This window comes from Amycolatopsis sp. TRM77291 (genome assembly GCF_054166285.1).
This window is the reverse complement of the sequence record NZ_JBSZHF010000001.1, coordinates 656,722-680,613: the sequence shown is the minus strand read 5'-3', so window position 1 is coordinate 680,613 and position 23,892 is coordinate 656,722. Positions and strand designations below refer to the sequence as shown.

At 69.3% G+C, this 23,892-nt stretch carries 24 protein-coding genes; 10 read left to right on the top strand and 14 right to left on the bottom strand.

Annotation, left to right across the window (positions count from 1 at the left end; all coding sequences use genetic code 11):
- Positions 1 to 132: 132 nt before the first annotated feature.
- Both ACXIZN_RS03220 and ACXIZN_RS03215 read right to left on the bottom strand, forming a co-directional pair.
- Positions 133 to 1,413 (bottom strand): adenosylmethionine--8-amino-7-oxononanoate transaminase, encoded by a 1,281-nt coding sequence (locus ACXIZN_RS03220; RefSeq protein WP_457952488.1) that lies wholly within the window; start codon positions 1,411 to 1,413, stop codon positions 133 to 135.
- A gap of 194 nt (positions 1,414 to 1,607) precedes the next feature.
- Positions 1,608 to 1,961, bottom strand: a complete 354-nt coding sequence (locus tag ACXIZN_RS03215; protein WP_126733768.1) for an SRPBCC domain-containing protein — start codon at positions 1,959 to 1,961, stop codon at positions 1,608 to 1,610.
- Positions 1,962 to 2,085: 124 nt separating this feature from the next.
- Between ACXIZN_RS03215 and ACXIZN_RS03210 the strand changes: the two genes are divergently transcribed.
- Entirely contained in the window at positions 2,086 to 2,709 is a 624-nt protein-coding gene (locus tag ACXIZN_RS03210; RefSeq protein ID WP_457952487.1) for a uridine kinase, read from the top strand.
- Between the two features lie 162 nt (positions 2,710 to 2,871).
- On the opposite strand, the gene ACXIZN_RS03205 is transcribed toward ACXIZN_RS03210, so the two are convergent.
- From ACXIZN_RS03205 to ACXIZN_RS03190, 4 genes are all read right to left on the bottom strand, one after another.
- Positions 2,872 to 4,029: a glycosyltransferase family 4 protein gene (locus ACXIZN_RS03205; RefSeq protein ID WP_457952486.1), complete on the bottom strand. Its 1,158-nt coding sequence runs from the start codon at positions 4,027 to 4,029 to the stop codon at positions 2,872 to 2,874.
- Positions 4,030 to 4,106: 77 nt separating this feature from the next.
- On the bottom strand, positions 4,107 to 5,159 hold the full coding sequence (locus ACXIZN_RS03200; protein ID WP_457952485.1) for a C40 family peptidase: 1,053 nt from the start codon (positions 5,157 to 5,159) through the stop codon (positions 4,107 to 4,109).
- A 445-nt stretch (positions 5,160 to 5,604) separates the two neighbouring features.
- Positions 5,605 to 5,847 carry a hypothetical protein gene (locus ACXIZN_RS03195; protein ID WP_192741105.1) on the bottom strand — a complete coding sequence of 81 codons (243 nt, stop codon included), beginning with the start codon at positions 5,845 to 5,847 and terminating at the stop codon, positions 5,605 to 5,607.
- 233 nt (positions 5,848 to 6,080) lie between these two features.
- Positions 6,081 to 7,469 carry an NYN domain-containing protein gene (locus ACXIZN_RS03190; RefSeq protein WP_457952484.1) on the bottom strand — a complete coding sequence of 463 codons (1,389 nt, stop codon included), beginning with the start codon at positions 7,467 to 7,469 and terminating at the stop codon, positions 6,081 to 6,083.
- Between the two features lie 85 nt (positions 7,470 to 7,554).
- Here ACXIZN_RS03190 and ACXIZN_RS03185 point away from each other — a divergent pair, with 85 nt between their 5' ends.
- Together ACXIZN_RS03185 and ACXIZN_RS03180 are read left to right on the top strand one after the other, a co-directional pair.
- Positions 7,555 to 9,273: a DEDD exonuclease domain-containing protein gene (locus ACXIZN_RS03185; protein WP_457952483.1), complete on the top strand. Its 1,719-nt coding sequence runs from the start codon at positions 7,555 to 7,557 to the stop codon at positions 9,271 to 9,273.
- A 37-nt stretch (positions 9,274 to 9,310) separates the two neighbouring features.
- On the top strand, positions 9,311 to 9,595 hold the full coding sequence (locus tag ACXIZN_RS03180; RefSeq protein ID WP_005154220.1) for an Lrp/AsnC family transcriptional regulator: 285 nt from the start codon (positions 9,311 to 9,313) through the stop codon (positions 9,593 to 9,595).
- A 76-nt stretch (positions 9,596 to 9,671) separates the two neighbouring features.
- Here ACXIZN_RS03180 and qcrB read toward each other — a convergent pair whose 3' ends face one another.
- The 4 genes from qcrB to ctaE are packed head-to-tail and all read right to left on the bottom strand — an operon-like array spanning position 9,672 to position 13,963.
- Complete coding sequence (gene qcrB, locus ACXIZN_RS03175; protein ID WP_457952482.1) at positions 9,672 to 11,339, bottom strand: cytochrome bc1 complex cytochrome b subunit; 1,668 nt, start codon at positions 11,337 to 11,339, stop codon at positions 9,672 to 9,674.
- On the bottom strand, positions 11,336 to 12,469 hold the full coding sequence (qcrA, locus tag ACXIZN_RS03170; protein ID WP_126733775.1) for a cytochrome bc1 complex Rieske iron-sulfur subunit: 1,134 nt from the start codon (positions 12,467 to 12,469) through the stop codon (positions 11,336 to 11,338). Before qcrA ends, qcrB begins: the two co-directional genes overlap by 4 nt.
- Positions 12,466 to 13,284 (bottom strand): cytochrome bc1 complex diheme cytochrome c subunit, encoded by an 819-nt coding sequence (gene qcrC / locus ACXIZN_RS03165; RefSeq protein WP_126733776.1) that lies wholly within the window; start codon positions 13,282 to 13,284, stop codon positions 12,466 to 12,468. Before qcrC ends, qcrA begins: the two co-directional genes overlap by 4 nt.
- A gap of 55 nt (positions 13,285 to 13,339) precedes the next feature.
- Positions 13,340 to 13,963 carry an aa3-type cytochrome oxidase subunit III gene (ctaE, locus tag ACXIZN_RS03160; protein ID WP_091599208.1) on the bottom strand — a complete coding sequence of 208 codons (624 nt, stop codon included), beginning with the start codon at positions 13,961 to 13,963 and terminating at the stop codon, positions 13,340 to 13,342.
- Positions 13,964 to 14,058: 95 nt separating this feature from the next.
- Between ctaE and ACXIZN_RS03155 the strand changes: the two genes are divergently transcribed.
- Genes ACXIZN_RS03155 through trpD form a run of 3 tightly spaced genes read left to right on the top strand, consistent with a single transcriptional unit; the run spans position 14,059 to position 15,982 of the window.
- Complete coding sequence (locus ACXIZN_RS03155; protein WP_457952481.1) at positions 14,059 to 14,493, top strand: hypothetical protein; 435 nt, start codon at positions 14,059 to 14,061, stop codon at positions 14,491 to 14,493.
- Between the two features lie 42 nt (positions 14,494 to 14,535).
- Complete coding sequence (locus ACXIZN_RS03150) at positions 14,536 to 14,946, top strand: hypothetical protein (protein WP_016336048.1); 411 nt, start codon at positions 14,536 to 14,538, stop codon at positions 14,944 to 14,946.
- A gap of 4 nt (positions 14,947 to 14,950) precedes the next feature.
- Positions 14,951 to 15,982, top strand: coding sequence for an anthranilate phosphoribosyltransferase (gene trpD, locus ACXIZN_RS03145; protein ID WP_126733778.1), 1,032 nt, complete (start codon positions 14,951 to 14,953; stop codon positions 15,980 to 15,982).
- Positions 15,983 to 16,209: 227 nt separating this feature from the next.
- On the opposite strand, the gene ACXIZN_RS03140 is transcribed toward trpD, so the two are convergent.
- Positions 16,210 to 17,175, bottom strand: a complete 966-nt coding sequence (locus ACXIZN_RS03140) for a helix-turn-helix domain-containing protein (protein ID WP_457952480.1) — start codon at positions 17,173 to 17,175, stop codon at positions 16,210 to 16,212.
- Positions 17,176 to 17,227: 52 nt separating this feature from the next.
- Between ACXIZN_RS03140 and ACXIZN_RS03135 the strand changes: the two genes are divergently transcribed.
- On the top strand, positions 17,228 to 17,623 hold the full coding sequence (locus ACXIZN_RS03135; RefSeq protein WP_457952479.1) for a cupin domain-containing protein: 396 nt from the start codon (positions 17,228 to 17,230) through the stop codon (positions 17,621 to 17,623).
- Here the strand turns inward: ACXIZN_RS03135 and ACXIZN_RS03130 are convergent.
- On the bottom strand, positions 17,620 to 18,582 hold the full coding sequence (locus ACXIZN_RS03130) for a GlxA family transcriptional regulator (RefSeq protein ID WP_457952478.1): 963 nt from the start codon (positions 18,580 to 18,582) through the stop codon (positions 17,620 to 17,622). The genes ACXIZN_RS03135 and ACXIZN_RS03130 overlap by 4 nt on opposite strands.
- Before the next feature lie 82 nt (positions 18,583 to 18,664).
- Between ACXIZN_RS03130 and ACXIZN_RS03125 the strand changes: the two genes are divergently transcribed.
- Positions 18,665 to 19,540, top strand: coding sequence for a DMT family transporter (locus ACXIZN_RS03125; RefSeq protein WP_457952477.1), 876 nt, complete (start codon positions 18,665 to 18,667; stop codon positions 19,538 to 19,540).
- Positions 19,541 to 19,604: 64 nt separating this feature from the next.
- Here the strand turns inward: ACXIZN_RS03125 and ACXIZN_RS03120 are convergent, their stop codons facing one another.
- Together ACXIZN_RS03120 and ctaC are read right to left on the bottom strand one after the other, a co-directional pair.
- Positions 19,605 to 20,024, bottom strand: a complete 420-nt coding sequence (locus tag ACXIZN_RS03120) for a cytochrome c oxidase subunit 4 (RefSeq protein WP_126733782.1) — start codon at positions 20,022 to 20,024, stop codon at positions 19,605 to 19,607.
- A gap of 40 nt (positions 20,025 to 20,064) precedes the next feature.
- Complete coding sequence (gene ctaC, locus ACXIZN_RS03115) at positions 20,065 to 21,003, bottom strand: aa3-type cytochrome oxidase subunit II (protein ID WP_371878829.1); 939 nt, start codon at positions 21,001 to 21,003, stop codon at positions 20,065 to 20,067.
- 192 nt (positions 21,004 to 21,195) lie between these two features.
- On the opposite strand from ctaC, the gene asnB reads away from it, so the two are divergent.
- Entirely contained in the window at positions 21,196 to 23,130 is a 1,935-nt protein-coding gene (gene asnB, locus ACXIZN_RS03110; protein ID WP_457952476.1) for an asparagine synthase (glutamine-hydrolyzing), read from the top strand.
- A gap of 56 nt (positions 23,131 to 23,186) precedes the next feature.
- Positions 23,187 to 23,840 (top strand): alpha/beta fold hydrolase, encoded by a 654-nt coding sequence (locus ACXIZN_RS03105; RefSeq protein WP_457952474.1) that lies wholly within the window; start codon positions 23,187 to 23,189, stop codon positions 23,838 to 23,840.
- Positions 23,841 to 23,892: the final 52 nt, after the last annotated feature.

Sequence of the window (23,892 nt, the reverse complement as noted above, 5' to 3'; positions counted from 1 at the left end):
CCGAGTTGGACCTCGATCGGACTCGCCCGTTCGCTTGACCAAGATCAACTCGCGACCACGCTCTGTACCCAGCGTGGCGTCTCCCGTTTGCTGTGGCCGCTGTCACACTCTTTGGGCTGAATTTTGCCGTTTTTACGCTTTTTGGGCGGCCGAGACCATTGCGGAGGTGATCGCGGCGAGGTCGTCCGCCTGGGAGATGTAGGGCGGCATCGTGTAGATCAGGTTCCGGAACGGGCGCAGCCAGACCCCGTTCGCGGTGAGGACCTCGGTCGCCATCGCCATGTCCACGGCATGGTCCAGCTCCACGACGCCGATGGCGCCGAGCACCCGCACGTCGGCGACCGCGGGCAGCTCGCGAGCCGGTTCGAGCCCGGCTTTCAGCGCCGCCTCGATCCGCGGGACGTCGGACTTCCAGCCGCCCTCGGCCAGGATCCCCAGCGAGGCGTTGGCGACGGCCGAGGACAGCGGGTTCGCCATGAACGTCGGGCCGTGCGCCAGCACCGGCAGCTCGCCGCGCGAGATCCCGTCGGCGATCTCCGGCGTACACAGCGCGGCCGCCATCGTGAGGTACCCGCCGGTCAGCGCTTTGCCGAGGCACAGGACGTCCGGCGTGACGCCGGCGTGTTCGGCGGCGAACATCGTGCCGGTGCGGCCGAAACCGGTGGCGATCTCGTCGAAGATGAGCAGGACGCCGTTGGCCTCGGTGATCTCGCGCAGCGCGCGCAGGTACGCGGGCGGGTGGAACCGCATTCCGCCGGCACCCTGCACGACCGGCTCGACGATGATCGCGGCCAGCTCGCCCGCGTGCCGCTCGATCTCGGTCGCGAGCAGTTCGAGGTACGCCGGATCCGGCTCGTCGGCGAAACCGCCGGGCGGTTTGGGCAGGAACAGCTGGTCCGGCAGGATCCCGCGCCACAGCGAGTGCATCCCGCCCTCGGGATCGCAGACGCTCATCGGCGTGAACGTGTCGCCGTGGTAGCCGCCGCGCCAGGTCATCAGGCGCCGCTTTTCCTTGCGCCCCAACGACTGCCAGTACTGCAGGCACATCTTGACCGCGACCTCGACCGACACCGACCCCGAATCGCACAGGAAGACGTGCCGCAGCCCGTCCGGAGCGAGGTCGACCAGCGTCTTCGCCAGCCTGATGGCCGGTTCGTGGGTGAGCCCGCCGAACATCACGTGGCTCATCCGGCCCGCCTGTTCGGCCAGCGCCGCGTCCAGCACCGGGTTCCGGTAGCCGTGGATCGCCGCCCACCAGGACGACATGCCGTCGACCAGCTCACGGCCGTCGTCGAGGGTGAGCCGGACACCGCTCGCCTCCCGTACGAGCAGGGAATCGATCGTGCTCGGCATCGGCCCGTACGGGTGCCAGACGTGTTCCGCGTCGAGCGCGAGGAGTTCGGCGGCGTCCATCCGGCGACCCTACGACACCCGCCCCTCAGCGCAGGCGCACAGGGAGGGTTTCCAGGCCGTGGACGAGCGTGCTTTTCAGCCACCGCAAGGCTTCCGGCCCGACCGCGTGACGTCGGCGCGCTTCTCCTCGATGAGGTCGAAGAGGTAGGCGTGCATCTTCGCCGCGGCGGCCTGGAGCTCCCCCGGCGCGACGGTCAGCGTTCGGCCAGCGCGGCCACCACCCGCTCGGTCACTTCGGTCCAGTATGCCCGCTGTTCCTCACGCTCGTCGGCGCCCGCGAGCCACTCCTGGTGGAAGCGGAGCGTGGTCTTCTGCTCGGTTCCGCTCACCGTGATCTGCAGGGTCGAGTCGTGGTCCCAATCCTTCGGCCGCCAGGTCAGGCGGAGCTTGTCGCCCTCGGAGCGACCGCGGATCTCGCCGGTCGTCCCGTTCGCCGTCTCGTACGCCGCGCCCAGCTCGGTGCCGAGCTCGGCGCCGGGGCCGAGCCAGATCCCGACACCCTCGCGTCCGACCAGGAAGTCCCAGACCTGGGTGCTGGTGTACGGCACCGTCTGGGAAACGCCTACCTGCCAACCACTTCCGGCTGTCTTGGCCGTTGCTTTCACCACCGGGCCATCATCCCATCGGGTGTACCGTGCGACAGTCACCGGTCCGGGTGGAGGATCTCTGTCTGTGCGCTACCGTCCGATTTCTCCCGCTCTGCTGGTCTCCGAACTGACCCAGCGCATCACGGCGATCACGGGCCGCCGCCGGATCGCGGTCGCGATCGACGGCGCGGCCGGTGCGACCAACACCACAGAACTCGCCGACGCCCTGGTCGATCCCCTGCGGGTCGCCGGTCACGCGGTGTTGCGGGTCTCGGCGAACGACTTCCTCAGGCCGGCCTCGTTGCGTTTCGAACGTGGCAAGGAAGACCCGGATTCGCGCTACACCGACTGGCTCGACCTCGGTGCCCTGCGGCGCGAGGTGCTGGACCCGCTCGCCGAGGACGGCAGCGGGCTGGTCCTCCCGTCGCTGTGGGATCCGGTCCGCGATCGCGCCACGCGTGCCGAGCGCGTCGGCCTGCCCGAGGGTGGCGTCGTCCTGCTGGACGGTGAATTCCTCTTCGGGGCGGGGCTCGCGTTCGACCTGAGCGTGCACCTGTGGCTCTCGCCCGCCGCGCTCAAGCGGCGGGTGCCCGAGCAATGGGCGCTGCCCGCCTATGAACGCTACGAACAGGAAGTCGACCCGTCGGCGCTGTCCGACGTGGTGATCCGCGTCGACGATCCGAAGCATCCGGCGCGCTACGAACCCTGACGCCTCAGAGCCTGTCGGCGGAGCTGAGGACGGCCTCGTAGAACGGACGTAACGCGTGAACCCCGCCCGGCCGAAGGCCCCGCTATCGCGGTGGCAGGGCGCCCCTGATCACCCACCGGAACGAGCTTTACCAGGTCGCGGCGCGGGTTCACCAACGGACACTCAGCGCACCGCCGCGACGGGGTCACCATCGAGCAGCCCGGAAAGCCTGCCCGCCATGGTGTCCCAGCGCCAGTTCTCGCCGACCCAGTCGCGGCCGGCGGCACCCATCCGCCGCGCCCGCACCGGATCCGCCAGCAACGCGGCCAGCGTCTCCCGCAGCTGCCGCTCGTCACGGCCGTCGACGACGTGCCCGGTGACCTCGTCCAGCACCGTTTCCGGCGCGCCACCGGAATTCCCGGCGACGACCGGCAGCCCGGTCGCCGAGGCCTCCAGGTACACGATGCCGAGGCCCTCGACGTCGAGCCCCTTCCCGCGCGTCCGCGCCGGCATCGCGAAGACGTCACCCGCGTTGTAGTGCGCGGGCAGCTCCTTCCACGGCACCGATCCGGTGATGACGACGCTGTCTCCGACGCCCATCGCCTCGACGAGCCCGGTGAGCGTCTTGCGGTACGGGCCGCCGCCGACGAGCAGCAGCGCCACGTCCGGGATCCGCTTGCGGAGCTCGGACAGGATCTTGATCAGCATGTCCTGGCCCTTGCGCGGGACCAGCCGCGAAACGCAGACGATCGTCGGCCGGTCGCCGAGCCCGTGCCGCTCGCGGATCTCCTTGCCCGCGGCCGGATCCGGGCGGTAGAGGGCGGTGTCCACGCCGCACGGGAGCATCTCCAGCCCCGCCATCGGGCCGAAAGCGGCGGAGAACCGGGAGCGCGTGTACTTGCTGACGTAGGTGATCACATCGACGGTGTCGCCGATGCGCCGCAACGCCTGCCGGGAGCCCGGCAGCATCGACCAGCCGACCTCGTGGCCATGCGTGGACGCCAGAACCCGTCGGGCGCCCGCGGACCGCAGCGGATGCCCCAGCAGCGCCAGCGGCGCCGCGGCGCCGAACCAGACGGCCTCGCAGTCGCGGGCGCGCATGATCTCCTTGGCCCGTTTGAGCACGTCCGGCGTCGGCAGCATCAGCGACGTCGGGTGGCGCACCACCTCGAACGGGGCGGCGGCGTCGAACTCGCCGTGCGAGCCGGTGCTCGATTCCCAGGACGGCGCGTAGACGACCAGGTCGTCGGCGGGCAGGCGGGTGGCCAGCGAGTTCAGGTAGTTCTGGATACCGCCTGGCCGGGGCGGGAAGTCGTTGGTCACCAGCAGGGTCCTCAGCACCCCTGCAGGCTACTTGGCCCGCCGCATGCGAAAGGGGCGGCACCGCCTGCGCGGTACCGCCCCTTTTCGTCTGTTCGTCAGGCCGTCGGGCGACGGGCGCCGACGTAGTTGTTCTGCAGCGGCGACACCTTGACGACGTCACCGGTGGTCGGCGCGTGCACCATCATGCCGTTGCCGACGTACATGCCGACGTGGGAGACCGGCGAGTTGTAGAACACCAGGTCACCCGGCTGAAGCTGCGAACGCTGCACAGCGGCGCCGAAGGTCGACTGCTGACGGCTCGACCGCGGCAGGGTGAGCCCGGCCTGCTTGTACGCCCAGAGCATCAGACCGGAGCAGTCGAACGACGACGGCCCGGTGTCGCCCCAGCCGTACGGGCTGCCGAGCTTGCTCTTGGCGGCCGCCAGCGCGGTCGCCGCGGCGGGACCCGGAGCGGGCACGTTGGGGAACGCGCCGCCCTTGTCCTTCTGAGCGTTGCGGTCCGAGGCGCTGAGGTTGTTGCTCGCGCGCTGGATCTCCGCGAGCTGGTCGTTCAGCGTCTTCTGCCGCGCTTCGATGTCCGTGGTCAGCTTGGCGGCCGTGTCACGGGCGGCGGTGGCCGCGTTCTGCGCGTCCGCCGCCTGCTTGGCGGCGGCCGCGGCCTGGGCGACGGCACCGCTCAGGTTGTTCAGCGCGGTGTTCTTGTTCGCGGCGAGGACCTCGAGCGCCGAGGAGCGCTCCAGGAAGTCCTGGGTCGACGCGCCCGACAGCAGCGACGACAGCTTGTTCAGCTGCACACCGCTGGTGAAGGAGGCACCGGCGAACTTGTTCACCTCGGCCTGGAACGTCTTCTCGTCACCGGCCGCCTTGACACCGAGTTCCTTGGCGGCGGCGGCGTCGGCGGTCGCCTTGTCGAGCTCGCTCTGCTTCGCGGCGAGGTCGTCCTTCGCCTTGAGGAGGTCTTCGTTCGCCTTCTCCGCCTGTGCCGCGAGGTCGCGGTACCTGGCGAGCGCGTCCGAGCCGGACGGGGGTTGCTGGAGGGCGGGGCCTGGGGCGGCAGTGGCCGGGGCCTGGACGACGGTCACCGCGGTGATCACCGCGGCCGCGGCCAAAGCTCCTGACACCACGCGCTTCACTGGATGCGACTGCACGGTCGCGCGTGTCTCCTTTGCTGTCGGCCACCGACTCGGAACCCGGGACGAAGAGGTCGGGGGCCCTCTTCCGCGAAGCCGCGTCGCCGGCCGTGAGGCCCGCGCGGTTCCCCGCGTTCCCGCCTTGCGCCTGGCCGAGAGCTATCGCAACAGGTTTGGCGCACGGCTGGTTCTGATGCAACTCCCCGACAAAGCTGCCTCGGTGGCGATCCCGTGTCGTCGTCTGGCGACGACTTCCGGCCACGAGATCTCGGACAGGTTACGAAACCACGGGCACGACGTCCACCATGCCAGGCGCAAAAACTCTGCGTGATGCGCCGAAACACCTTCGGACCAGCATGAGCGGAAACATGTGACGGGCGTTACATCCTGGGACCTGTCGCGACTACCTACCGTTCACCCGATCGGATCGACCACTCGCCGAATGCCCCGGTAGTGGCGTGTCTCAGGCGGTTTTCCGGCGCTCCTGCTCCACGATCGCGACCATCCGGAGGCGCGGGACCATCCCCGCTTCCGCGAGCGCGTCGACCGCTTTCCGTTCGTCGGCGTCCCATTCGAGCGACGGCGGGGCGCCGAGAAGGACGCTGACGACACAGTCATGACATGCGTCACCGCGGACCGCGCACCGGTCGCAATCGATGACGAGCGTCTCTATGTCGGCTATATCGGCGATGGCCTTGTCGTGCATCTCGAACTCCTCACTTTCAGTGGTGAGGTGCACATTAAGAGCGACCACCGACAGTTTCGGCCTTGTGAGCCCACCGGGACGGCACGTACGTCCAGCCCGATCACGCGTGATCAGAGCCGTAACTCACGTGATCAGAGGCGTAACTCACGTGTTTGGACCAGGTACGCCTTCGATCACGCGAGTTACGTCCCCAGTCACGCGAGTTACGCCTTCGATCACGCGAGTTACGAGAACTAGACCCGGCTGAGCCGCGAGACCAGCACCGCCGACGGCACCGGGTGCGCGCCCTTGCGCCGCACCGAATCCGCCACCGCCCGGTCCGTACTCGCGACCACCATCGGCCGCCCTGGCGGCTCCGCGGCGACCAGGGACCGGATGACGTCGTCCGCGAGGACGCCGCGTTCGGAGAACAGCACCCGCACCCCGCGCGGGACCGCCGCGGGCACGGAGAGCACACCGGCGCCGTCGAACACCACGGTGACCTCGGCCGAGGTCCGCGCGGCGAGCGCGGAGAGCTGGTGGATCAGCCGGTCGCGCTGATCGGAAAGCGCCAGCTCGGGATACCCGGTCTTCGTGACGTTGTAGCCGTCGACGATCAGGTGCACGTTGGGCAGCGCGAGATGCCGGTCGAGCCCGGTGACGTCCTGGATCTTGCCGCCCGCCCCGATACCCGACGTCGCGCCGCGGACCATGTCCGCCGGCCGCTGTCCCCGCGCGCTCACCGAAAGTTCCCGGCGCAGCCCGCCGACGGCGCCTTCGATCGTGTCCAGCAGCAGCCCGAGCCTGACCTCGTCGGCCTGACGCGCCTCGCGCGCGGACTGACGGGCGATCTCGGCGTCCGTGACGGCCTTCTCGGCCCGCGCCCGCTCTGCCGCGACACGCTGCCGCTCACGGTCCAGCTGGGCCTTCAGCGCCTTGATCTCCTCAGCGTTCTCGGCGCCGCCGCTCTCCAGCTGGGCGTGCGCCTCGGCGACTGCGTCCTTCGCCTGGCGCAGCTGGACACCTTGTTCCCGCAAGCGTTTCAGCAGCTTCTCGACCTCGGCGTCGCGTTCTCCCCGCGCGCCACTGGCGATCTCCTTGGCCTCGCGCAACTCTTCGCGCAGCTGGGCCAGCTCGGCCTCCAGCCGCTGGTTGCGGGCCAGCGCGGCGTCGCGTTCGGCGCGCAACGCCGTCTCCTCGGCGTTCTTCGCCACCAGCCGGACCCGTCCGGCCGCGCCCGCCTCGCCGAGGAGCACGGCGGCGGCCGCGGCGGCGACGGAATCGGGGGCGTTCGGGTCGAGGGCGTCCTTGCGGTGGTCGCGCAGCCATTCGGTGACCGCGACGCGGAACTGCGAAGACTCCCCCAACGCGGCGAGCAACGCCGTCCCGCCGAGTTTCGCGCGTTTCGCCGGCGCGAACTTCGCGACCGGGCGCAGCTGCCTCGGCACGTCGGCGGACGGCAGTTTGCCGACGGCGGCGGCCGCCAGCTCGGCGATCCGCTCCCGTACGGTCTCCGGCAAGGCCGTCCAGCCTTCGGCGGGCACCTCTTCGGCCGTCTCCTGCGCGCCCGCGGACGCCACGACACCCGAGGGGCCGCCGGTGGCGTCCTCGGGCGTTTCGGGCACTGCGGGCTGCGGTTGCATCGCTCCAGCGTAGGCCCCATCCCCTCGGGGCGCGCTGGATGGGACGCCCCAGGATTGTCGGTGCCCGCCCCTACTGTGCCCGACCATGGACACCGGACGGCGGCCCGGCGCGGCGCAACTCGCCTTCGACGAGCTGGGAACTCCTTTGCGGGACATCACTTTCGTCGTATTCGACCTGGAGACCACGGGGACGAAACCCGGTCCGGACGGGATCACCGAGATCGGCGCGGTCAAGATCCGCGCCGGCGAGGTCGTCGGCGAATTCGCCACCTTCGTCAATCCGGGGATGCCGATCCCGCCGCAGATCGTCGAGCTCACCGGCATCACCGGCGCGATGGTCTACGACGCTCCCCGCATCGAGCGCGTGCTGCCCGCGTTCCTCGAGTTCATCTCCGGTGCCGTGCTCGTCGCGCACAACGCCGCCTTCGACACCGGCTTCATGCGCGCGGCCTGCGAAGGCCACGGCTACCACTGGCCGAAGACGGCCGTCGTCTGCACGGTCCGGCTCGCCCGCCGCGTCATCTCCCGCGACGAGACGCCCAGCTACCGGCTTTCCGCGCTGGCCGCGTTGTTCGGCGCGCGCACGACGCCGAACCACCGCGCGCTCGCGGACGCGCGCGCCACCGTCGACGTCCTGCACGCCCTGCTGGAACGGGTGGGCAACCTCGGCGTCCACACCCTCGAGGAGCTGCTGGACTATCTGCCCGAGGTGACCGCCGCCCAGCGCCGCAAACGTTCGCTGGCCGAGCATCTGCCGTCGAGGCCCGGCGTCTACCTGTTCCGCGGCCCGAGCGACGAGGTCCTCTACGTCGGGACGTCGTCCGATCTGCGCCGCCGGGTGCGGCAGTACTTCACCGGTTCGGAAAGCCGGGGCCGGATCCGGGAGATGGTCGCGCTGGCCGAACGGGTCGACGCGGTCGAATGCGCGCACGCGCTGGAGGCGGCCGTCCGGGAGCTGCGGCTGATCGCCGCCCACCGCCCGATGTACAACCGCCGTTCCAAGAACCCACGGCACGCCTGGTGGGTCGCGCTGACCGAGGAGGCGTTCCCACGCCTGTCGGTGGTCCGTATGCCGCGAGACGGGATGCTGGGGCCCTTTCGCACCCAGACCGACGCCCGGACCGCGGCGGACACCCTCGCCGGCGCCTCGGGCCTGCGGACGTGCACCCAGCGCATCTCGGCGACGGCGCCGAACGGGACGCCCTGTGTCCTCGCCGAGCTCGGGCGCTGCGGGGCGCCGTGCGCCGGGAAGCAGACGGTCGAGGCGTACCGGCCGAGCGTGCTGGCGGTGTCCGGGCTCATCGCCGGGACGGACGGACGTCCGCTGCGGGCCGCCGCCGATCAGCTGGCCCGGCTGTCCGCGGCGGAGCACTACGAACAGGCCGCCCAGCATCGCGATCACCTGGCCGGCCTGATCCGCGCGGTCGGCCGGGCGCACCGGCAGTCGGCGCTGGCGGGTATCCCGGAGCTGATCGCGGCCGGGCCGGACGGCAACGGCGGCTGGGAACTGGCGGTGATCCGGCACGGCAGGCTCGCGTCGGCGGGGGTCGCCCGGCGCGGCGTGCCGCCGATGCCCGTCGTCGAGATGCTCGTGGCGTCCGCGGAGACGGTGATCCCGGGGCCGGGACCGCTCTTCGGCGCGATCCCGGAGGAGATCGGCATCCTGCTGCGCTGGCTGACCCGCCCGGGCGTCCGTCTCGTGCGCACGACGCGTCCTTGGGCGGAGCCCGCCGCCGCGGGCGGCTGGCAGGAATGGCTCGACTTGGCGGCGAGCGCGACGGCACTGGAACGAGTGGCGGGCTAGGATTCCGGCACCGGATTCACCGACGTAGGAGGACCCTTTGATCACGGCGATCGTGCTGATCCAGGTCGAAGCCGATGCCATCCCCGAGGCGGCACAGGCGATCGCGGACATCGAGGGTGTCCGCGAGGTCTATTCCTGTGCGGGCGATGTCGATCTGATCGCCTCGGTCCGCGTCGCGGCCCACGAGGACCTCGCGGATCTGATCCCGGCGAAGATCGGCAAGGTCCCCGGTGTGCTGAGCACGGTCACGCATATCGCGTTCCGCTCCTACTCGAAGGCCGACAGCGAGTCCGCGTTCGACATCGGCGTCGAAGGCGCCTGAGCCTCCCCCAAGTACGTGAAGGCCCCCTTCACCGCGTCCAGCGCGGTGAAGGGGGCCTTCACGTACTTCTGACGAGCTAGTGCCCGGAGGTGATCTCCTTGCGCTCCTCCGACGGCTCGCCACCGATGTCGTCGACCTTGCCGTTGCCGTGCCCGTTGGACCGGGCGCGCTCCAGCGCGATCGTCTCCTCGACCGGGTCCGGGGACCAGGTCGAACCGGCGACGGCGTGCCCGGCCGAGCCGAGCTTGTTCATCTTCTTCGGCACCGACGCGCCCTGGTACTCGAGCGGGATCGCGTGGCCGTGGTCGTCCACCGGGCCGAGCGGCTGGTGGATCTCGATGAACTCACCGTGCGGCAGGCGCTTGATGATGCCGGTTTCGACGCCGTGCTCCAGCACCTCGCGGTCGGCCCGCTGGAGGCCGAGGCAGATCCGGTAGGTGATGTAGTACGCGATCGGCGGCAGCAGCAGGACACCGATCCGGCCCGCCCACGTCGTCGCGTTCAGCGAGATGTCGAAGGCGAACGCGATGATGTCGTTGAAGCCCGAGAGCATGATGACCGCGAAGAACGTCAGGGCCATGATGCCCAGCGAGGTCCGCACCGGGACGTCGCGCGGACGCTGCAACAGGTTGTGGTGCGCGGTGTCCTTGGACAGCTTTCGCTCGATCCAGGGATACATCAGCAGCAACCCGATCAGCAGCGGCATCCCGATCGCGCCGGGGAAGAACACCGCCGGGACCGTGTAGTTCCCGAGGTAGAGCTCCCACGCGGGCCAGATCCGCAGCATGCCGTCGGCCCAGGCCATGTACCAGTCCGGCTGCGAACCCGCCGAGACCTGCGCCGCGTTGTACGGGCCGATGTTCCAGATCGGGTTGATCTGGAAGAGGCCCGACATCAGCGCGATGACGCCGGTGACCAGCGCGAAGAACGCACCGCCCTTGAGCGCGAAGACCGGCATGATGCGGACGCCGACGACGTTGGTCTCCTTGCGGCGCACGCCCGGGAACTGCGTGTGCTTCTGGTACCAGACGAGCGCGAGGTGCGCGGCCACCAGGCCGAGCATGATGCCCGGCAGCAGCAGGATGTGGATCGTGTACAGGCGCGGGATGATCTCGTTGCCGGGGAACTCCCCGCCGAACAACGCCCAGTGGATCCAGGTGCCCATGACCGGCACCGAGAGCACGATGCCCGACAGGGTCGCGCGGATACCGGTACCGGAGAGCAGGTCGTCCGGGAGCGAGTAGCCGAAGAAGCCCTCGAACATGCCCAGGACCAGCAGCAGCGCGCCGATGACCCAGTTCGCCTCACGCGGGCGCCGGAACGCGCCGGTGAAGAAGATCCGGAACATGTGCACCATCATCGAAGCCACGAAGATCAGCGCGGCCCAGTGGTGCAGCTGGCGGACGAACAGACCGCCGCGGACGTCGAACGAGATGTCCAGCGTGGTCGCGAAGGCCCGCGACATCTCGACGCCCTGCAGGCCGGTGTAGCTGCCGTTGTAGACGACCTCCTCCATGGAGGGGTCGAAGAACAGCGTGAGATAGACACCCGACAGCAACAGGATGATGAAGCTGTAGAGCGCGATCTCGCCGAGCAGGAACGACCAGTGCGTCGGGAACACCTTGTTGAGCTGGTGCCGCATGCCCTTGGCCAGGTGATACCGGTCGTCGGCCCACTTCGCACCAGCGCCCGCGGCCTTCTCGACCGGGTTCGTCCCCTTCGTCGGGGTGGTGAGTGAACTCATGACTTACGCTCCCAAAAGGCCGGTCCGACGGCCTCGTTGAAGTCTCCGCGCGCGATCAGGTAGCCCTCAGAGTCCACTGTAATCGGAAGCTGGGCCAACGGCCTCGTCGCCGGACCGAAAATCGGCTTGGCGTAGTGGAGCGCGTCGAACTGCGACTGGTGGCAGGGGCAGAGGATGCGGTTGGTCCGCTGCTCGTACAGGGAGGTCGGGCAGCCGACGTGGCTGCAGATCTTCGTGTACGCGTAGTAGTCGCCGAAGTTGTAGTCCTCCTGGCCCTGACGCTTGACGACCTTGGCGGCGTCGGTCGGGCGGAGACGGATCAGCATGACCGGGTTGTCGACGCGCTTGAAGGCGGCCGACAGCGCGTGCTCGTCATCCTTCTCGGACTCGCGGTACGGGAACACCGTCTCCATCGCGCCCGCGTCGAGGTCCTCGGCCTTGACCAGGGAGATCTCGTGCGGACGGCCGGTGTTGCGGCGCAGGTAGACCTTCTCTTCCGGGAAGTTCTTCTTCCAGCCCGAGTGCCACAGCGAGTCGCGGTTCTCGGTGTCCTTCCACGGGTCCTTGATGAAGGACGCGACCGGCAGCGCCGCGACGGCGAGACCGAGCACACCGGCGCCGGCACCCGCGGACCGCTTGATCATCGAGCGGCGCGCGATGGTGCTGCGGCTGCCCGAGTCGGCGAGCTGGGCGACGATGGTGGCCTTGTCGACCTCCTTGGAGCCGCCGTCCCCGCGCTCCTGGACCGCGACCTCGGCCGGGATGAACTTCTTGGTGTAGAGGATCACACCGATACCGAGGCTGAGCACGGCCAGCCCGAGGGTGACCCCGAGCAGCGGCGTGTACAGCGTGTACTGGGTGTAGCCGTGCGTGCCCGGCTCCTTGTACTCGAACCAGTGCGGCCACGCGATGAGGACCACGAACGCGAGGCCGGACAGCGCGGCCAGCACGAACCAGAGGGCGACGGAGCGCTCGGCGCGCTTCTCCGCCTTCGTCCCCTCGACCGGCCAAGGCGTCGGGTATTCGACGATCTCGACCCCATCGAGCGCGGTACCCAGCTTGACCAGCTGGTCGCGATCCATGTCCGCCAACTCCGCCTCTGTCGGCGGCTTCGGCCCTTCGGCGCTCATGCCTTCGATCCAATCCACAACGTCACGCCGATCAGCGCGGCGATCCCGACGATCCACGCGATCGCGCCCTCCGAGGCCGGGCCAAGACCGCCGAGCGAGTTACCGCCGGGTGAGTTGTTCCCGTGACTCACGGACTTCACGAACGCGATGATGTCCTTCTTCTCCTCCGGCGACAGCTGCCGGTCGGAGAACTTGGGCATGTTCTGCGGCCCGGTGAGCATCGCGGTGTAGATCTGCTCTTCCGTGGCCGGGTCCAGGTTCGGGGCGAACTTGCCCGAGGACAGCGCGCCGCCGCGGCCGGTGAAGCCGTGGCAGGAGGCGCAGTTGAGGCGGAAGAGCTCGCTGCCGCGCGCGACGTCCTCGCCGCGCAGCGCGTCACCCTTCTCGGCGGGACGCTGCGCGCCGCCGCCGTTGGCCTGGATGTAGGCGCCCAGCGCGTTGATCTCGGCCTCGGTCAGCTTCGGCGGCTTCCGCTGCGCCTGGGCTTCCTGGCGGACCGCCGGCATACGGCCGGTGGAGGTCTGGAAGTACACGGCCGCGTCGCCGATGCCGATGAGGCTCGGGCCACGGTCGGTGACACCTTCGAGCTTCGGCCCGTGACATTCGATACACGTGTTGTTGTAGAGCTTCTCGCCCTCGCGCAGGAGGGCGGATTCGCCCTGCGCCTGCGCGGTCTGCGGCTCCGGGGCGAAAACGGCGTACAACCCGCCCACGCTCAGCAGCGCGATCCCGAGCGCCAGCGCGCCGGCGAACCGCCTGCGTGCCTTCGACCGCTTGCGGAAGCGGCGCTCCGTGTTGTTCTTGCTGGAGGTCATCTTGCGGCAACCCTTGCTGTCAGTTCAGGCCGATAGGTCGTGGTGGCGGCTTCGTTCACGGAAGGATGTAGATCACCGCGAACAGGCCCACCCACACGATGTCGACGAAGTGCCAGTAGTACGACACGACGATCGCCGAGGTGGCCTGAGCCGGGGTGAACTTGCTCAGCTTGGTGCGGATGAGCAAGTACACGAACGCGATGAGCCCGCCGATGACGTGCAGGCCGTGGAACCCGGTCGCGAGGTAGAAGACCGTGCCGTACGCGCCGGACGGGATGGTCAGCCCCTCGTGGATCAGGTTCAGGTACTCGTAAGCCTGGCCACCCACGAAGATCGCGCCCATGATCAACGTGATGATGTACCAGCGGCGGAGGCCGAACACGTCACCCTTTTCGGCGGCGAACACGCCGAACTGGCAGGTGAACGACGACGCCACGAGGATCACGGTGAACGGGATCGCCAGCGCGATGTTCAGGTGGAAGGGCTCACCGTGCAGCGGCGGCGGCCATTGGCCGGACGCGTTCTGCGCCTTCACGGTGAAGAACATGGCGAACAGTCCGGCGAAGAACATCAGTTCGCTGGACAGCCACACGATGGTGCCGACACTGACCATGTTCGGCCGGTTCAGCGAGTGGACCCGCTGGCTGATGGTGGGAGCTGCCGTTGTCACGCGTCGCATTATGTCCTCTCACGCACGGGGCCCGCCGGGTGGGTCCACGGCGGGTCGCGTGCGTGTCGGGTCACATCTGAACGAAAGTGGGAACAGGGCTACTCATGGGTTTACTAGATCGGCTCCGTGACCTGGTCAAGAAGCCGAAGCTCCCAGGCCTGACGGTCGACACGCCCGGCGTGGAGATCGTCGTGGAGGCCTTCGACCCCGCCGAGGCGGATTCCTCGGCGTTGGCCAGATCACCCGCTTGGGTCGCCGAAGCGCCCGCGATCCTGCGCCATCACTTGAAGCTGCCGCCCGAAAAGGTGGCGGAGGCGGCCTCGATCCTCGCCAAGGACGGCTGGGAGCTGCGAGAACAGGGCCACGAAGGTGACTTCGCCCTCGCGCACGCGGTGCGGGTGCAGACCCTCGACGCGCTGCACTGCGCGCAGGAACGGTCACGGATGGCGGGCCTCGCGCAGCGGCTCGGCGGGGATTCGCTGGGCTGGGACGCGCTCCAGCCGTCGGGTGGTCCGCGTGATGTCGGTCATGGCGGATAACATCGCGGGGTCGACATGACTAAACGAGGCGGAGGCGCGCTCATGGGCGAGCAGGCGATGCGGATCCTGGTGTTCAGCCACAAGGCGGAGGTGCGCGAGGCGATCATCAACGCCGTCGGCCGCAGGCCCGCCGCCGACCTCGGCCGGGTGGACTACACCGAGGCGTCCGGCATCTCCGAGGTCCTCGTCGAGATGGACGCGGGCAACGTGGACCTCGCCATCCTCGACGGCGAGGCGCAGCCGACCGGCGGCATCGGGCTGACCCGTCAGCTGAAGAACGAGATCGAGGACTGCCCGCCGATCGTGGTGTCGGTGCGGCGCAAGGACGACCGCTGGCTCGCGACCTGGTCACAGGCCGACGCGGTGCTGGTCCACCCGCTCGACCCGCTGACCGCCGCCGAAACGGTCGCCGACGTGCTGCGCGCCCGGCGGGTGCCGGCCGTGCACGGCTGAGCCGATGGGCTCGGCAGCCAAGACCTGGCCGTCCCTGCTCAACCAGCTCATCGCGCGTGCGGACCTGTCCGAAGAGGACACCGCGTGGGCGATGGACCAGATCATGAGCGGGGCGGCGACGCCCTCCCAGATCGCCGGGTTCGCCGTCGCGCTGCGCGCGAAGGGTGAGACACCGGCGGAGATCTCCGGGATGGCCGACGCCATGCTGGCGCACGCCAGGCGGGTGACGATCGACAGGCCGTCGGTCGACATCGTCGGCACCGGCGGCGACCGGTCCAATTCGGTCAACATCTCCACCATGGCCACGGTGGTGACGGCCGCCGCGGGCGCGCCGGTGGCCAAGCACGGCAACCGGAGCGCTTCGTCGAAGTCCGGCGCGGCCGACGTGCTGGAGGAGCTGGGCGTCACCATCGACCTGCCGCCCGAGACGGTCCAGCGCAGCGTGAACGAACTGGGCATCGGCTTCTGCTTCGCGCCGAAGTTCCACCCCGCCCTGCGTCACGCCGGGCCGACCCGCGGCGAGCTCGGCGTGCCGACGACGTTCAACCTGCTCGGCCCGCTGACCAACCCGGCGCAGCCGCGCAGTTCGCTGATCGGCTGCGCCTACGAGGACAAGACCCGTGTGCTGGCCGAGGTGTTCGCGCGGCGCGGCATGACCGTGCTGCTCGTGCGCGGCGACGACGGGCTGGACGAGCTCACGACCACGACCACGAGTTCGGTGTGGGTGGTCTCCGGCGGCGAGATCACCGAGCGGAGCTTCGATCCCGCGTCGCTGGACCTCCCCCGGGTGACCGCGGAGGACCTGCGCGGCGGCGACGCGGCGCACAACGCCGAGGTGTTCCGGCAGGTGATGGCCGGGAAGACCGGGCCGGTCCGGGACGCGGTGCTGCTCAACTCGGCGGCCGCGCTGGCGGCTTTCACCGGGTTCTCGGGGTCGCTGGAAGACGATCTGGCGGCCGGGTTCGCGCGGGCGGCGTCGGCCATCGACTCGGGTGCGGCGGCCGACCTGCTGAACCGGTGGATCGCCTTCGCCTGACGCTCCCAGCGCGTTTCGTCCTCTGAATGCGGTAGTTGCGCGTGCAAGGACCGCATTCAGAGGANTGGCGGCCGGGTTCGCGCGGGCGGCGTCGGCCATCGACTCGGGTGCGGCGGCCGACCTGCTGAACCGGTGGATCGCCTTCGCCTGACGCTCCCAGCGCGTTTCGTCCTCTGAATGCGGTAGTTGCGCGTGCAAGGACCGCATTCAGAGGACGAAACGCGTCGTCACGAGGCGGTGCTGAACCGCGCCCGGTAAGCCGTGGGCGTCAGCCCCGTAGCCCGCCGTAGCTGCGTACGCAGGTTCGCGGCGGTACCGAACCCCGAAGCCCGCGCCACCAGGTCCAGCCGCTGCTCCCCGCGCTCGATCAGCCGGCACGCCAGCGCGATCCGTTCCGTGGTGAGCCACGCCAGCGGCGTCGTCCCCAGTTCGGCGCGGAACCGCCGGTGCAGCGTCGCCTGGCTCGCCGCCGCCCGCGCGGCGAGGTCGGCGACGGTGAGCGGGTGGTCCAGCCGTTCCCGCGCCCAGGCGAGCACCGGCGCCAGCGAGGTGTCCGGCACCGGCGGCAGCGGACGCTCGACGAACTGCCGTTGGCCACCGTCGCGATGTCCGGCGAACACCAGCCGCCTGCTCACCGCGTTGGCGATCTCGGCGCCGTGGTCGCGGCTGATCAGATGCAGCCCCAGATCGAGCGCGGCCGCGCTGCCCGCCGCGGTCAGGATGTCGCCGTCGTCCACGAAGAGGACGTCGGGTTCCAGCAGTACTTCGGGATACAGCTCGCGGAAGAGTCCCGCCCACCTCCAGTGGGTCGTCGCGCGCCGTCCGTCCAGGACACCGGCCTGCGCGAGGGTGAAGGCGCCGGTGCAGAAGCTCACCAGCCGGGCACCGCGCTCGGACGCGGCGCGAACGGCCCTCAGCACCGACGCCTTGGCCGGGCTCTCCGGATCGGGCCGGTTGGGCACGATCACCGTGTCCGCGGTCTCCACGGCTTCGAGCCCGGCGACCCCGGTGAGCGTGAACATGCCCAGGTGCATGCGCACGGACGGCTCGGCGGCGCACAGGGTGAAGCCGTACCAGGGCCTGCCCAGCTCCGGCCGCCGCAGGCCGAAGAGCTCGGTCGCGACGCCCATTTCGAAGGGATTGGATCCTTCGTCGACCAGGACGGCGACCTCGTGCGAGGAATCATGCGACATATGCGATTCCTAGCACTCACCGCTCCGGTGGTCCAGCGGCCAGGATCGGATCATGAGCAAGCAACCGATCGATCTGGACACCGCGCTGGCCGCCTTCGATGAGATCTGGAGCCCGCGGATCGTCGCCAACGTCAACGATTACGACGTCCGCCTCGCCAAGGTCGCGGGCGAGCACGTCTGGCACGTCCACGAGGACACCGACGAGTTCTTCCTCGTACTCGACGGCACCTTGGACATCGCGTTGCGCGAGGACGCGGGCGAACGGGTGGTCACGCTCCCCCGCGGCTCCGTGTTCGTCGTCCCGCGCGGCACCTTCCATAAACCGTCCTCAGTGGACGGTGCCTCGCTGCTGCTGTTCGAGCCGACCGGGACGCTCACCGTCGGCGACCGGCACGACGAGGTTCCCGACCATGTCCATGTCACCGTTGGCCAGGAAATCTCCTTCTAGCCGGCGGAAAACGTCCTGCGGTAAGCACTCGGGCTGGTCCCGCGCAGCTTGCCGAACTGATGCCGCAGCGCCGCGGCGGAGGCGTATCCGCAGGCGACCGCTATGTCCTCAATGGACAGACGGCCTTCTTCGAGCAGTGACTGCGCGCGGTCGAGACGGCGTTCGGTGAGCCACCGGTGCGGTGTCGTCCCGGTGGCCGCCGAGAACCGGCGCAGGAACGTGCGCTCCCCCAGTCCGCTGCGCCTGGCGAGTTCGGCGACGGTGAACGGCTGGTCCAGGCGCCGCTCGATCCATTCGAGCGCCTCGGCGAGCACGGTGTCGTCGGGCGCGGCGGTCTCGGGCACCGGCGCCTGCACGAACTGCGCCTGCCCGCCGACCCGATGTGGCGCCGCGACCATCCGCCTGGCCAGCGTGGTGGCCGCGGCGACGCCGCGCAGTTCCCGCACCAGATGCAGGCACAGGTCGACGGCGGCGACGGTTCCCGCGCTCGTGAGGACGCCGCCGTCGTCGACGTACAACGCCTTCGGGTCGACCTTCGCCGCCGGGAAGCGCGACCGGAACTCCTGCTCGTAGACCCAATGCACGGTGCAGTTGCGCCCGTCGAGCAGCCCCGCGTACCCGAGCGAGAAGACACCCGCGCAGAAACCCGCGACCCAGGCGCCCCGGCTCGCCGCGTCACGCAGGACTTCGAGCACCGGTTCCGGCGGGCTCGCGCTTCGCGGCGCGCAGGTGGGGACGATCAGCAGATCCGCCGACGCCGCGAAGTCCAGGCTCTCCAGGCCATCGAGCCCGAAGCCGGACCAGCTCAGGACGTTCTCGCCGCCTGGCGAGCAGACCGCGAAATCCCAGCCCTCGATGCCGTCGGCGCTGCGATCGGTGCCGAAGACCTCGCACGCGACACCGAGTTCGAACGGCGAGACCTGGTCGGCGAGCACCACCGCGACCTTCTTCACATCCATCCGCCCAGTGTGTCACAAGTTTTGCGGTCGATGTCATCTCTGACACTGGTTGACCGTGGAAGCGACGGCGAAAGTGGTCGCCATGAACAAGAACAACCCCGTGCTGCAGTGGACCGCCGCGATGGCACTCTCCGGCACGATCGGTGCCGTCGTCCTCGAAAGCGGCGCCGAAGCCCCCGCCGTGGCGTTCGCGCGGAGCCTGGTCGGCGGCCTGCTGCTCCTGGTGTGGAGCGCGGCCAGGGGCTGGCTCCGCCCGTGGACGCTCAGCCGCCGCGACCTCCTGCTCGCCGTCCTCGGCGGGCTGTTCCTGGTCGGCAACTGGGTCCTGCTGTTCGCCTCGTACTCGCTGTCGTCGATCGGGGTCAGCACCGTCGTCTACCACACGCAGCCGCTGATGCTGGTCGGCCTCGCGGCGGCGTTCCTCGGCGAGAAGATGGCGAAGAGCCAGCTGGTCCGGGCGCTGATCGCGTTCGGCGGGGTGACACTCATCTCGCTGTCCGCGCACGGCGCCGACGGGAAACCCGTGCGCTTGGAGGGGATCGCGCTCGCCCTCGGCGCGGCCGCGCTGTACGCCGGCGCTTCCTTCGTCGCGAAGCAGCTCAAGCACGTCCGCCCGCACGTCCTGGCGGCCGTCCAGCTGGTGACCGGCACGATCGTGCTCGCACCCGCCCTGCTCGTCACACCGCTGCCTGCGGACACCTCAGGTCTGCTGTGGCTGGTCCTGCTCGGGACGGTGCACACCGCGCTGATGTACGTCCTGATGTACGCGAGCATCGGCAAGCTGCCGACCACGACGGTGGCGCTGCTGTCCTACGTCTATCCGGTGGTCGCGGTGGTGGTGGACGTCCTCGCCTACGGGCACCGGCCGACGTGGCCGGAGGGCCTCGGCATGCTGGCCGTCCTGGCCGCCGCGCTGGCCCCGAAACGCGCCGAGACACGCCGCCCCGCCCGCGTTTAGTCCTCTGAACGCGAAAGCGGCGCCCCGGTCCGGAGACCGAGGCGCCGCTTCCGGCGTCAAGACGTCACTCGTGGTTCGGGCCCGTGTGGTACTCGAACACCAGCCCGCCGATGGCGACGATCACCAGGCCCAGCGCGATGATCAGCAGCCAGACGTGGAAGAACGCGAGCGCGACACCGGTCAGCGCGGCGGCCGCCGCGAGACCGACCGGCCAGTAGCTGCCGGGGCTGAAGAAGCCCAGCTCACCGGCGCCGTCGCTGATCTCGGCGTCTTCCCGGTCCTCCGGCCGCGGCTCGATGCGCCGCGCCACGAACTGCAGGTAGCTCCCGGCCAGGAAGGCCAGGCCACCGGTGAGGATCAGGGCCACCACACCGACCGGCTCGACGCCGTCCCGGGTCATCGTTCCGGTCATGTACGCGTAGATACCCGCCACGACGACGGAGAAGACCGCGACGAGGAAGAAAATCCGTCCTTCGACCTTCATGGACGTTGCCTCACTCCTGTTTCGGGCTCGAACAGCCGGGTCAGTTGGACGCGACCCGCGCGGTGCGGTCGGTGTTGAACGGGGTGGTGGTGACGGCGTAGGGCGAGCACAGTTCGCCGCAGTTCATCGCCGTCAGCGCCTCGGACGCCGTGTTCGGCTTGCCGCTCTTCGGGTTCACCGTGCCGCGGAGCTGGATGTACTGCGCGTACTTGTCCGGCGAGAGCGCCCTGACCTCGAAGTTCATCCCCGAGTGGTAGGTGCCGCACAGTTCGGCGCAGCGGCCGACGAACGACCCTTCCTTGTCGATCGAGTTCTGGAAGGTGAAGTCCTGGTTGTTCTTCTCCGGGTCCGGCATGACGTCCCGCTTGAAGTGGAACTCCGGCACCCAGAACGAGTGGATGACGTCGGCCGACCGCAGGTTGTACTGGATCGTCTTGTTCGTCGGCAGGACGAGCAGCGGGATCTCGGTCGAGCTGCCGACCGTGGTGATCTCGGGGTCGTCGTGGTTCTTGGAGTCGCTCTTGTACTTGAACTCCCAGTTCCACTGGAACGCGACGATGTCGACCGTGACGTCCGGGTTCTCCGTCTCGGCGAGCACGCGGTTCTCGGTGGTCGCGGTGAAGAAGAACAGCACGCAGACCATGATCGTCGGGACGACGACCGTGAAGATCTCCAGCGGGATGTTGTACTGGAACTGACGGGGCAGTTCCTCCTCCGCGCCGTCGGCGGTCTTCTTCTTGCGGTGGAAGATCGCGGTCCAGAAGATCAGCGCCCAGACGATGGCGCCGACGACCAGCGCGGCGATGACGGTCCACGTCCACAGCGTGCGCATGTCGTGCGACTGCGGGGTCACCCCGGCAGGCCAGCCGAAGCGGAGGATCTCTTCCCCGGAACAGCCCGTCGCAGTCAGCATCACCAGCACGGCGAGCGCGACGACGCGACCAGACCGCTTGACTGGGGTGCGCTCTGGATTTCCCACTGCGCCTTGCCCTTTCACCCAGAGCCTCCTCGACCGATCTTCGTGACAGGCGGAGCCTAGCCGAGTTGCGGCGCCGCGCTGACCAAGGGGTGACCACAACACGCGTATCCCCCACCACATCCGGGTGTACACACCCACCGGCATACTGGGCCCTTCTCCCCGCTCGGCCAACAAGAGGTGTGTGAACTAGACGTGTGCGGCCTGCTTGGACTGATCTGTTCGACCGAAGCCGACGCTGCGAGCGCCCGTGACGCCGTCGACGCGGCCATGCGCTGCCAGCGGCACCGCGGCCCCGACGAGCACGACACCTGGGCCGACGCCGAGGTGGTCTACGGCTTCAACCGGCTGGCCTTCATCGACGTCGACCACGCCCACCAGCCGCTGATCTGGGGTCCGCCGGAGGCCCCCGAGCGCTACACGCTGAACTTCAACGGCGAGATCTACAACTACAAAGAGCTGCGCGACGAGCTGGCCGCCGAGCACGGTGCGAAATTCGCCACAGAGGGTGACGGCGAGGCGATCGTCGCGGCGTACCACTACCTCGGCGACGACGCGGTGAAGAAGCTGCGCGGGATGTTCGCCTTCATGATCTGGGACTCCCAGGAGAAGGTCGTCTTCGGCGCGCGCGACCCGTTCGGCATCAAGCCGCTGTTCTACTCCGCCGGCCCCGGCAAGGTCGCCTTCTCCAGCGAGAAGAAGAGCCTGCTGGAGCTTTCGAGCGTGCTCGGCGTCGAGGACGAGCTGGACAAGACGGCCCTGCAGCACTACCTGGTGCTGCAGTACGTGCCGGAGCCCGAGTCGATGCACACCGGCGTCCGCCGCGTCGAGTCCGGCACGTCGTTCCGGGTCGTCCCCGGTGGTGAAGTCGAGTTCACCCGGTACTTCCACCCGCAGTTCAACGCGAAGCCGGTCAACAGCCAGGCCGAGGCCGACGAACTGTACGAACGCATCGCCGATGTGATGCGCGACTCGGTCGGCAAGCACATGATCTCCGACCCGGACGTCACGGTCGGCGCGTTCCTCTCCGGCGGTATCGATTCCACCGCGACCGCGACGCTGGCCAAGGAGCACAACCCGAACCTGATCGCGTTCACCACCGGATTCGAGCGCGAGGGCTACTCCGAGGTCGACGTCGCCGCCGAATCGGCCGCCGCGATCGGCGTGAAGCACGTGGTCCGCACGGTTTCGGCGGACGAGATGATGGAGGCGCTGCCGCTCATCGTCTGGTACCTCGACGACCCGGTGGCCGACCCGGCGCTCGTGCCCCTGTGGTTCATCGCCCGCGAAGCACGCAAGCACGTCAAGGCGGTGCTGTCCGGCGAAGGCGCCGACGAGCTCTTCTGCGGCTACACGATCTACAACGAGCCGATCTCCCTGGCGCCGTTCGAGAAGATCCCGGGCGGGATGCGGAAGATCATCGGCAAGGTCTCCACGAAGATCCCGGAGGGCACCCGCGGCAAGGACCTGCTGCGGCGCGGGGCACTGCCGCTGGAGGACCGCTACTACGGCAACGCGCGCAACTTCCGCGACGACCAGCTCCGCAAGGTGCTGCGCACGTACGAGGACGGGATCGGTTTCAAGGACGTCACCGCGCCCTGGTACAAGATCTCCGAGAACTGGGACCCGGTCGCGCGGATGCAGCACGTCGACCTCTACACCTGGCTGCGCGGCGACATCCTGGTCAAGGCCGACAAGGTGACCATGGCGAACTCGCTGGAACTGCGCGTGCCGTTCCTCGACGCCGAGGTGTTCAAGGTCGCCTCGACCATCCCGCTCGACCAGAAGCTCGCGCACGGCACCACGAAGTACGCGCTGCGCCAGGCGCTGGCGAAGATCATCCCCGGGCACGTGCTGAACCGGCGCAAGCTGGGCTTCCCGGTGCCGATCCGGCTGTGGCTGCGCAACGAGATGTACGACTGGGCCAAGGGCATCATCTCGGACTCGCAGACCGACGCGCTGCTCGACAAGAAGGCCGTCCTGGCGCTGCTCGAAGAGCACAAGGCCGGGCAGCTCGACCGCAGCCGCCAGCTGTGGGCGCTGCTGGTGTTCATGCTGTGGCACGGCATCTTCGTCGAGAACCGCATCAAGCCCGAGGTGCCGGAACCCGTCTACCCGGTGAAGCTCTAGTCACGACTCGTGATGCTGGCCTTCACCGTTCACCCGGTGGAGGCCAGCATGGAGCGATGGACTTCGTCCTCGTGCACGGCACGACGCAGAGCCCGGCGAGCTGGGACCGCGTTGCCAAGTTGCTCACCACCGCCGGGCACCGCGCGATCGCCGTGGACCTGCTGACCCCGGTGGATCTGCCGGTCGAGGGCTACGCGCAGCACGTGCGGGAGCAGTACGGCGGCGGACGCCCGGTCGTCGTCGCCCATTCCGGATCCGGGGTGCTGCTCCCCGCGATCGCCGAAGCGCTCGACGCGCGGGCCGTGGTGTGGGTCGCCGCCTACATCCCCGACTTCGACGGCGGCCGGAGCCTGCGGGACGAGGCGCGGGATGTGCTCGAACCCGACTGGATCGGCGTGGACCCGGCCGCGGATCCCGCGAAGGCGTCGGAATTCCTCTTCCACGACTGCGATCCCGAGACCGAACGGCAAGCGCTGGACAGCCTGCGGTCGTTCAACCCCGCGGTGCTCACGACGCAGCCCGCCGGTGCCGCGCCGGAGATCCCGTCGACGGTGATCGTGCCCACGCGGGACCGCACGTTCCGGCCGGAGTGGATGCGGCGTGCCGCCCGGGAGCGGCTCGGGGTCACCGCGATCGAGATCGACGCCGGGCACTGCCCGCAGCTGTCCCGGCCCGCCGAACTCGCCGCCATCCTGACCCACCGCGCGTGAAGGCCCCCTCCCTCGGCTCAGCAGAGGGAAGGGGGCCTTCACGCGCTATGAC

What these genes read in the sequence shown, in the direction of transcription:
- ACXIZN_RS03220 (WP_457952488.1), bottom strand. Translation starts at nt 1,413, where the DNA reads ATGGACGCCGCCGAACTCCTCGCGCTCGACGCGGAACACGTCTGGCAC.
- ACXIZN_RS03195 (WP_192741105.1), bottom strand. Translation starts at nt 5,847, where the DNA reads ATGCACGACAAGGCCATCGCCGATATAGCCGACATAGAGACGCTCGTC.
- ACXIZN_RS03190 (WP_457952484.1), bottom strand. Translation starts at nt 7,469, where the DNA reads ATGCAACCGCAGCCCGCAGTGCCCGAAACGCCCGAGGACGCCACCGGC.
- ACXIZN_RS03185 (WP_457952483.1), top strand. Translation starts at nt 7,555, where the DNA reads ATGGACACCGGACGGCGGCCCGGCGCGGCGCAACTCGCCTTCGACGAG.
- qcrB (WP_457952482.1), bottom strand. Translation starts at nt 11,339, where the DNA reads ATGAGTTCACTCACCACCCCGACGAAGGGGACGAACCCGGTCGAGAAG.
- qcrA (WP_126733775.1), bottom strand. Translation starts at nt 12,469, where the DNA reads ATGAGCGCCGAAGGGCCGAAGCCGCCGACAGAGGCGGAGTTGGCGGAC.
- qcrC (WP_126733776.1), bottom strand. Translation starts at nt 13,284, where the DNA reads ATGACCTCCAGCAAGAACAACACGGAGCGCCGCTTCCGCAAGCGGTCG.
- ctaE (WP_091599208.1), bottom strand. Translation starts at nt 13,963, where the DNA reads ATGCGACGCGTGACAACGGCAGCTCCCACCATCAGCCAGCGGGTCCAC.
- ACXIZN_RS03155 (WP_457952481.1), top strand. Translation starts at nt 14,059, where the DNA reads ATGGGTTTACTAGATCGGCTCCGTGACCTGGTCAAGAAGCCGAAGCTC.
- ACXIZN_RS03150 (WP_016336048.1), top strand. Translation starts at nt 14,536, where the DNA reads ATGGGCGAGCAGGCGATGCGGATCCTGGTGTTCAGCCACAAGGCGGAG.
- trpD (WP_126733778.1), top strand. Translation starts at nt 14,951, where the DNA reads ATGGGCTCGGCAGCCAAGACCTGGCCGTCCCTGCTCAACCAGCTCATC.
- ACXIZN_RS03140 (WP_457952480.1), bottom strand. Translation starts at nt 17,175, where the DNA reads ATGTCGCATGATTCCTCGCACGAGGTCGCCGTCCTGGTCGACGAAGGA.
- ACXIZN_RS03135 (WP_457952479.1), top strand. Translation starts at nt 17,228, where the DNA reads ATGAGCAAGCAACCGATCGATCTGGACACCGCGCTGGCCGCCTTCGAT.
- ACXIZN_RS03130 (WP_457952478.1), bottom strand. Translation starts at nt 18,582, where the DNA reads ATGGATGTGAAGAAGGTCGCGGTGGTGCTCGCCGACCAGGTCTCGCCG.
- ACXIZN_RS03125 (WP_457952477.1), top strand. Translation starts at nt 18,665, where the DNA reads ATGAACAAGAACAACCCCGTGCTGCAGTGGACCGCCGCGATGGCACTC.
- ACXIZN_RS03120 (WP_126733782.1), bottom strand. Translation starts at nt 20,024, where the DNA reads ATGAAGGTCGAAGGACGGATTTTCTTCCTCGTCGCGGTCTTCTCCGTC.
- ACXIZN_RS03105 (WP_457952474.1), top strand. Translation starts at nt 23,187, where the DNA reads ATGGACTTCGTCCTCGTGCACGGCACGACGCAGAGCCCGGCGAGCTGG.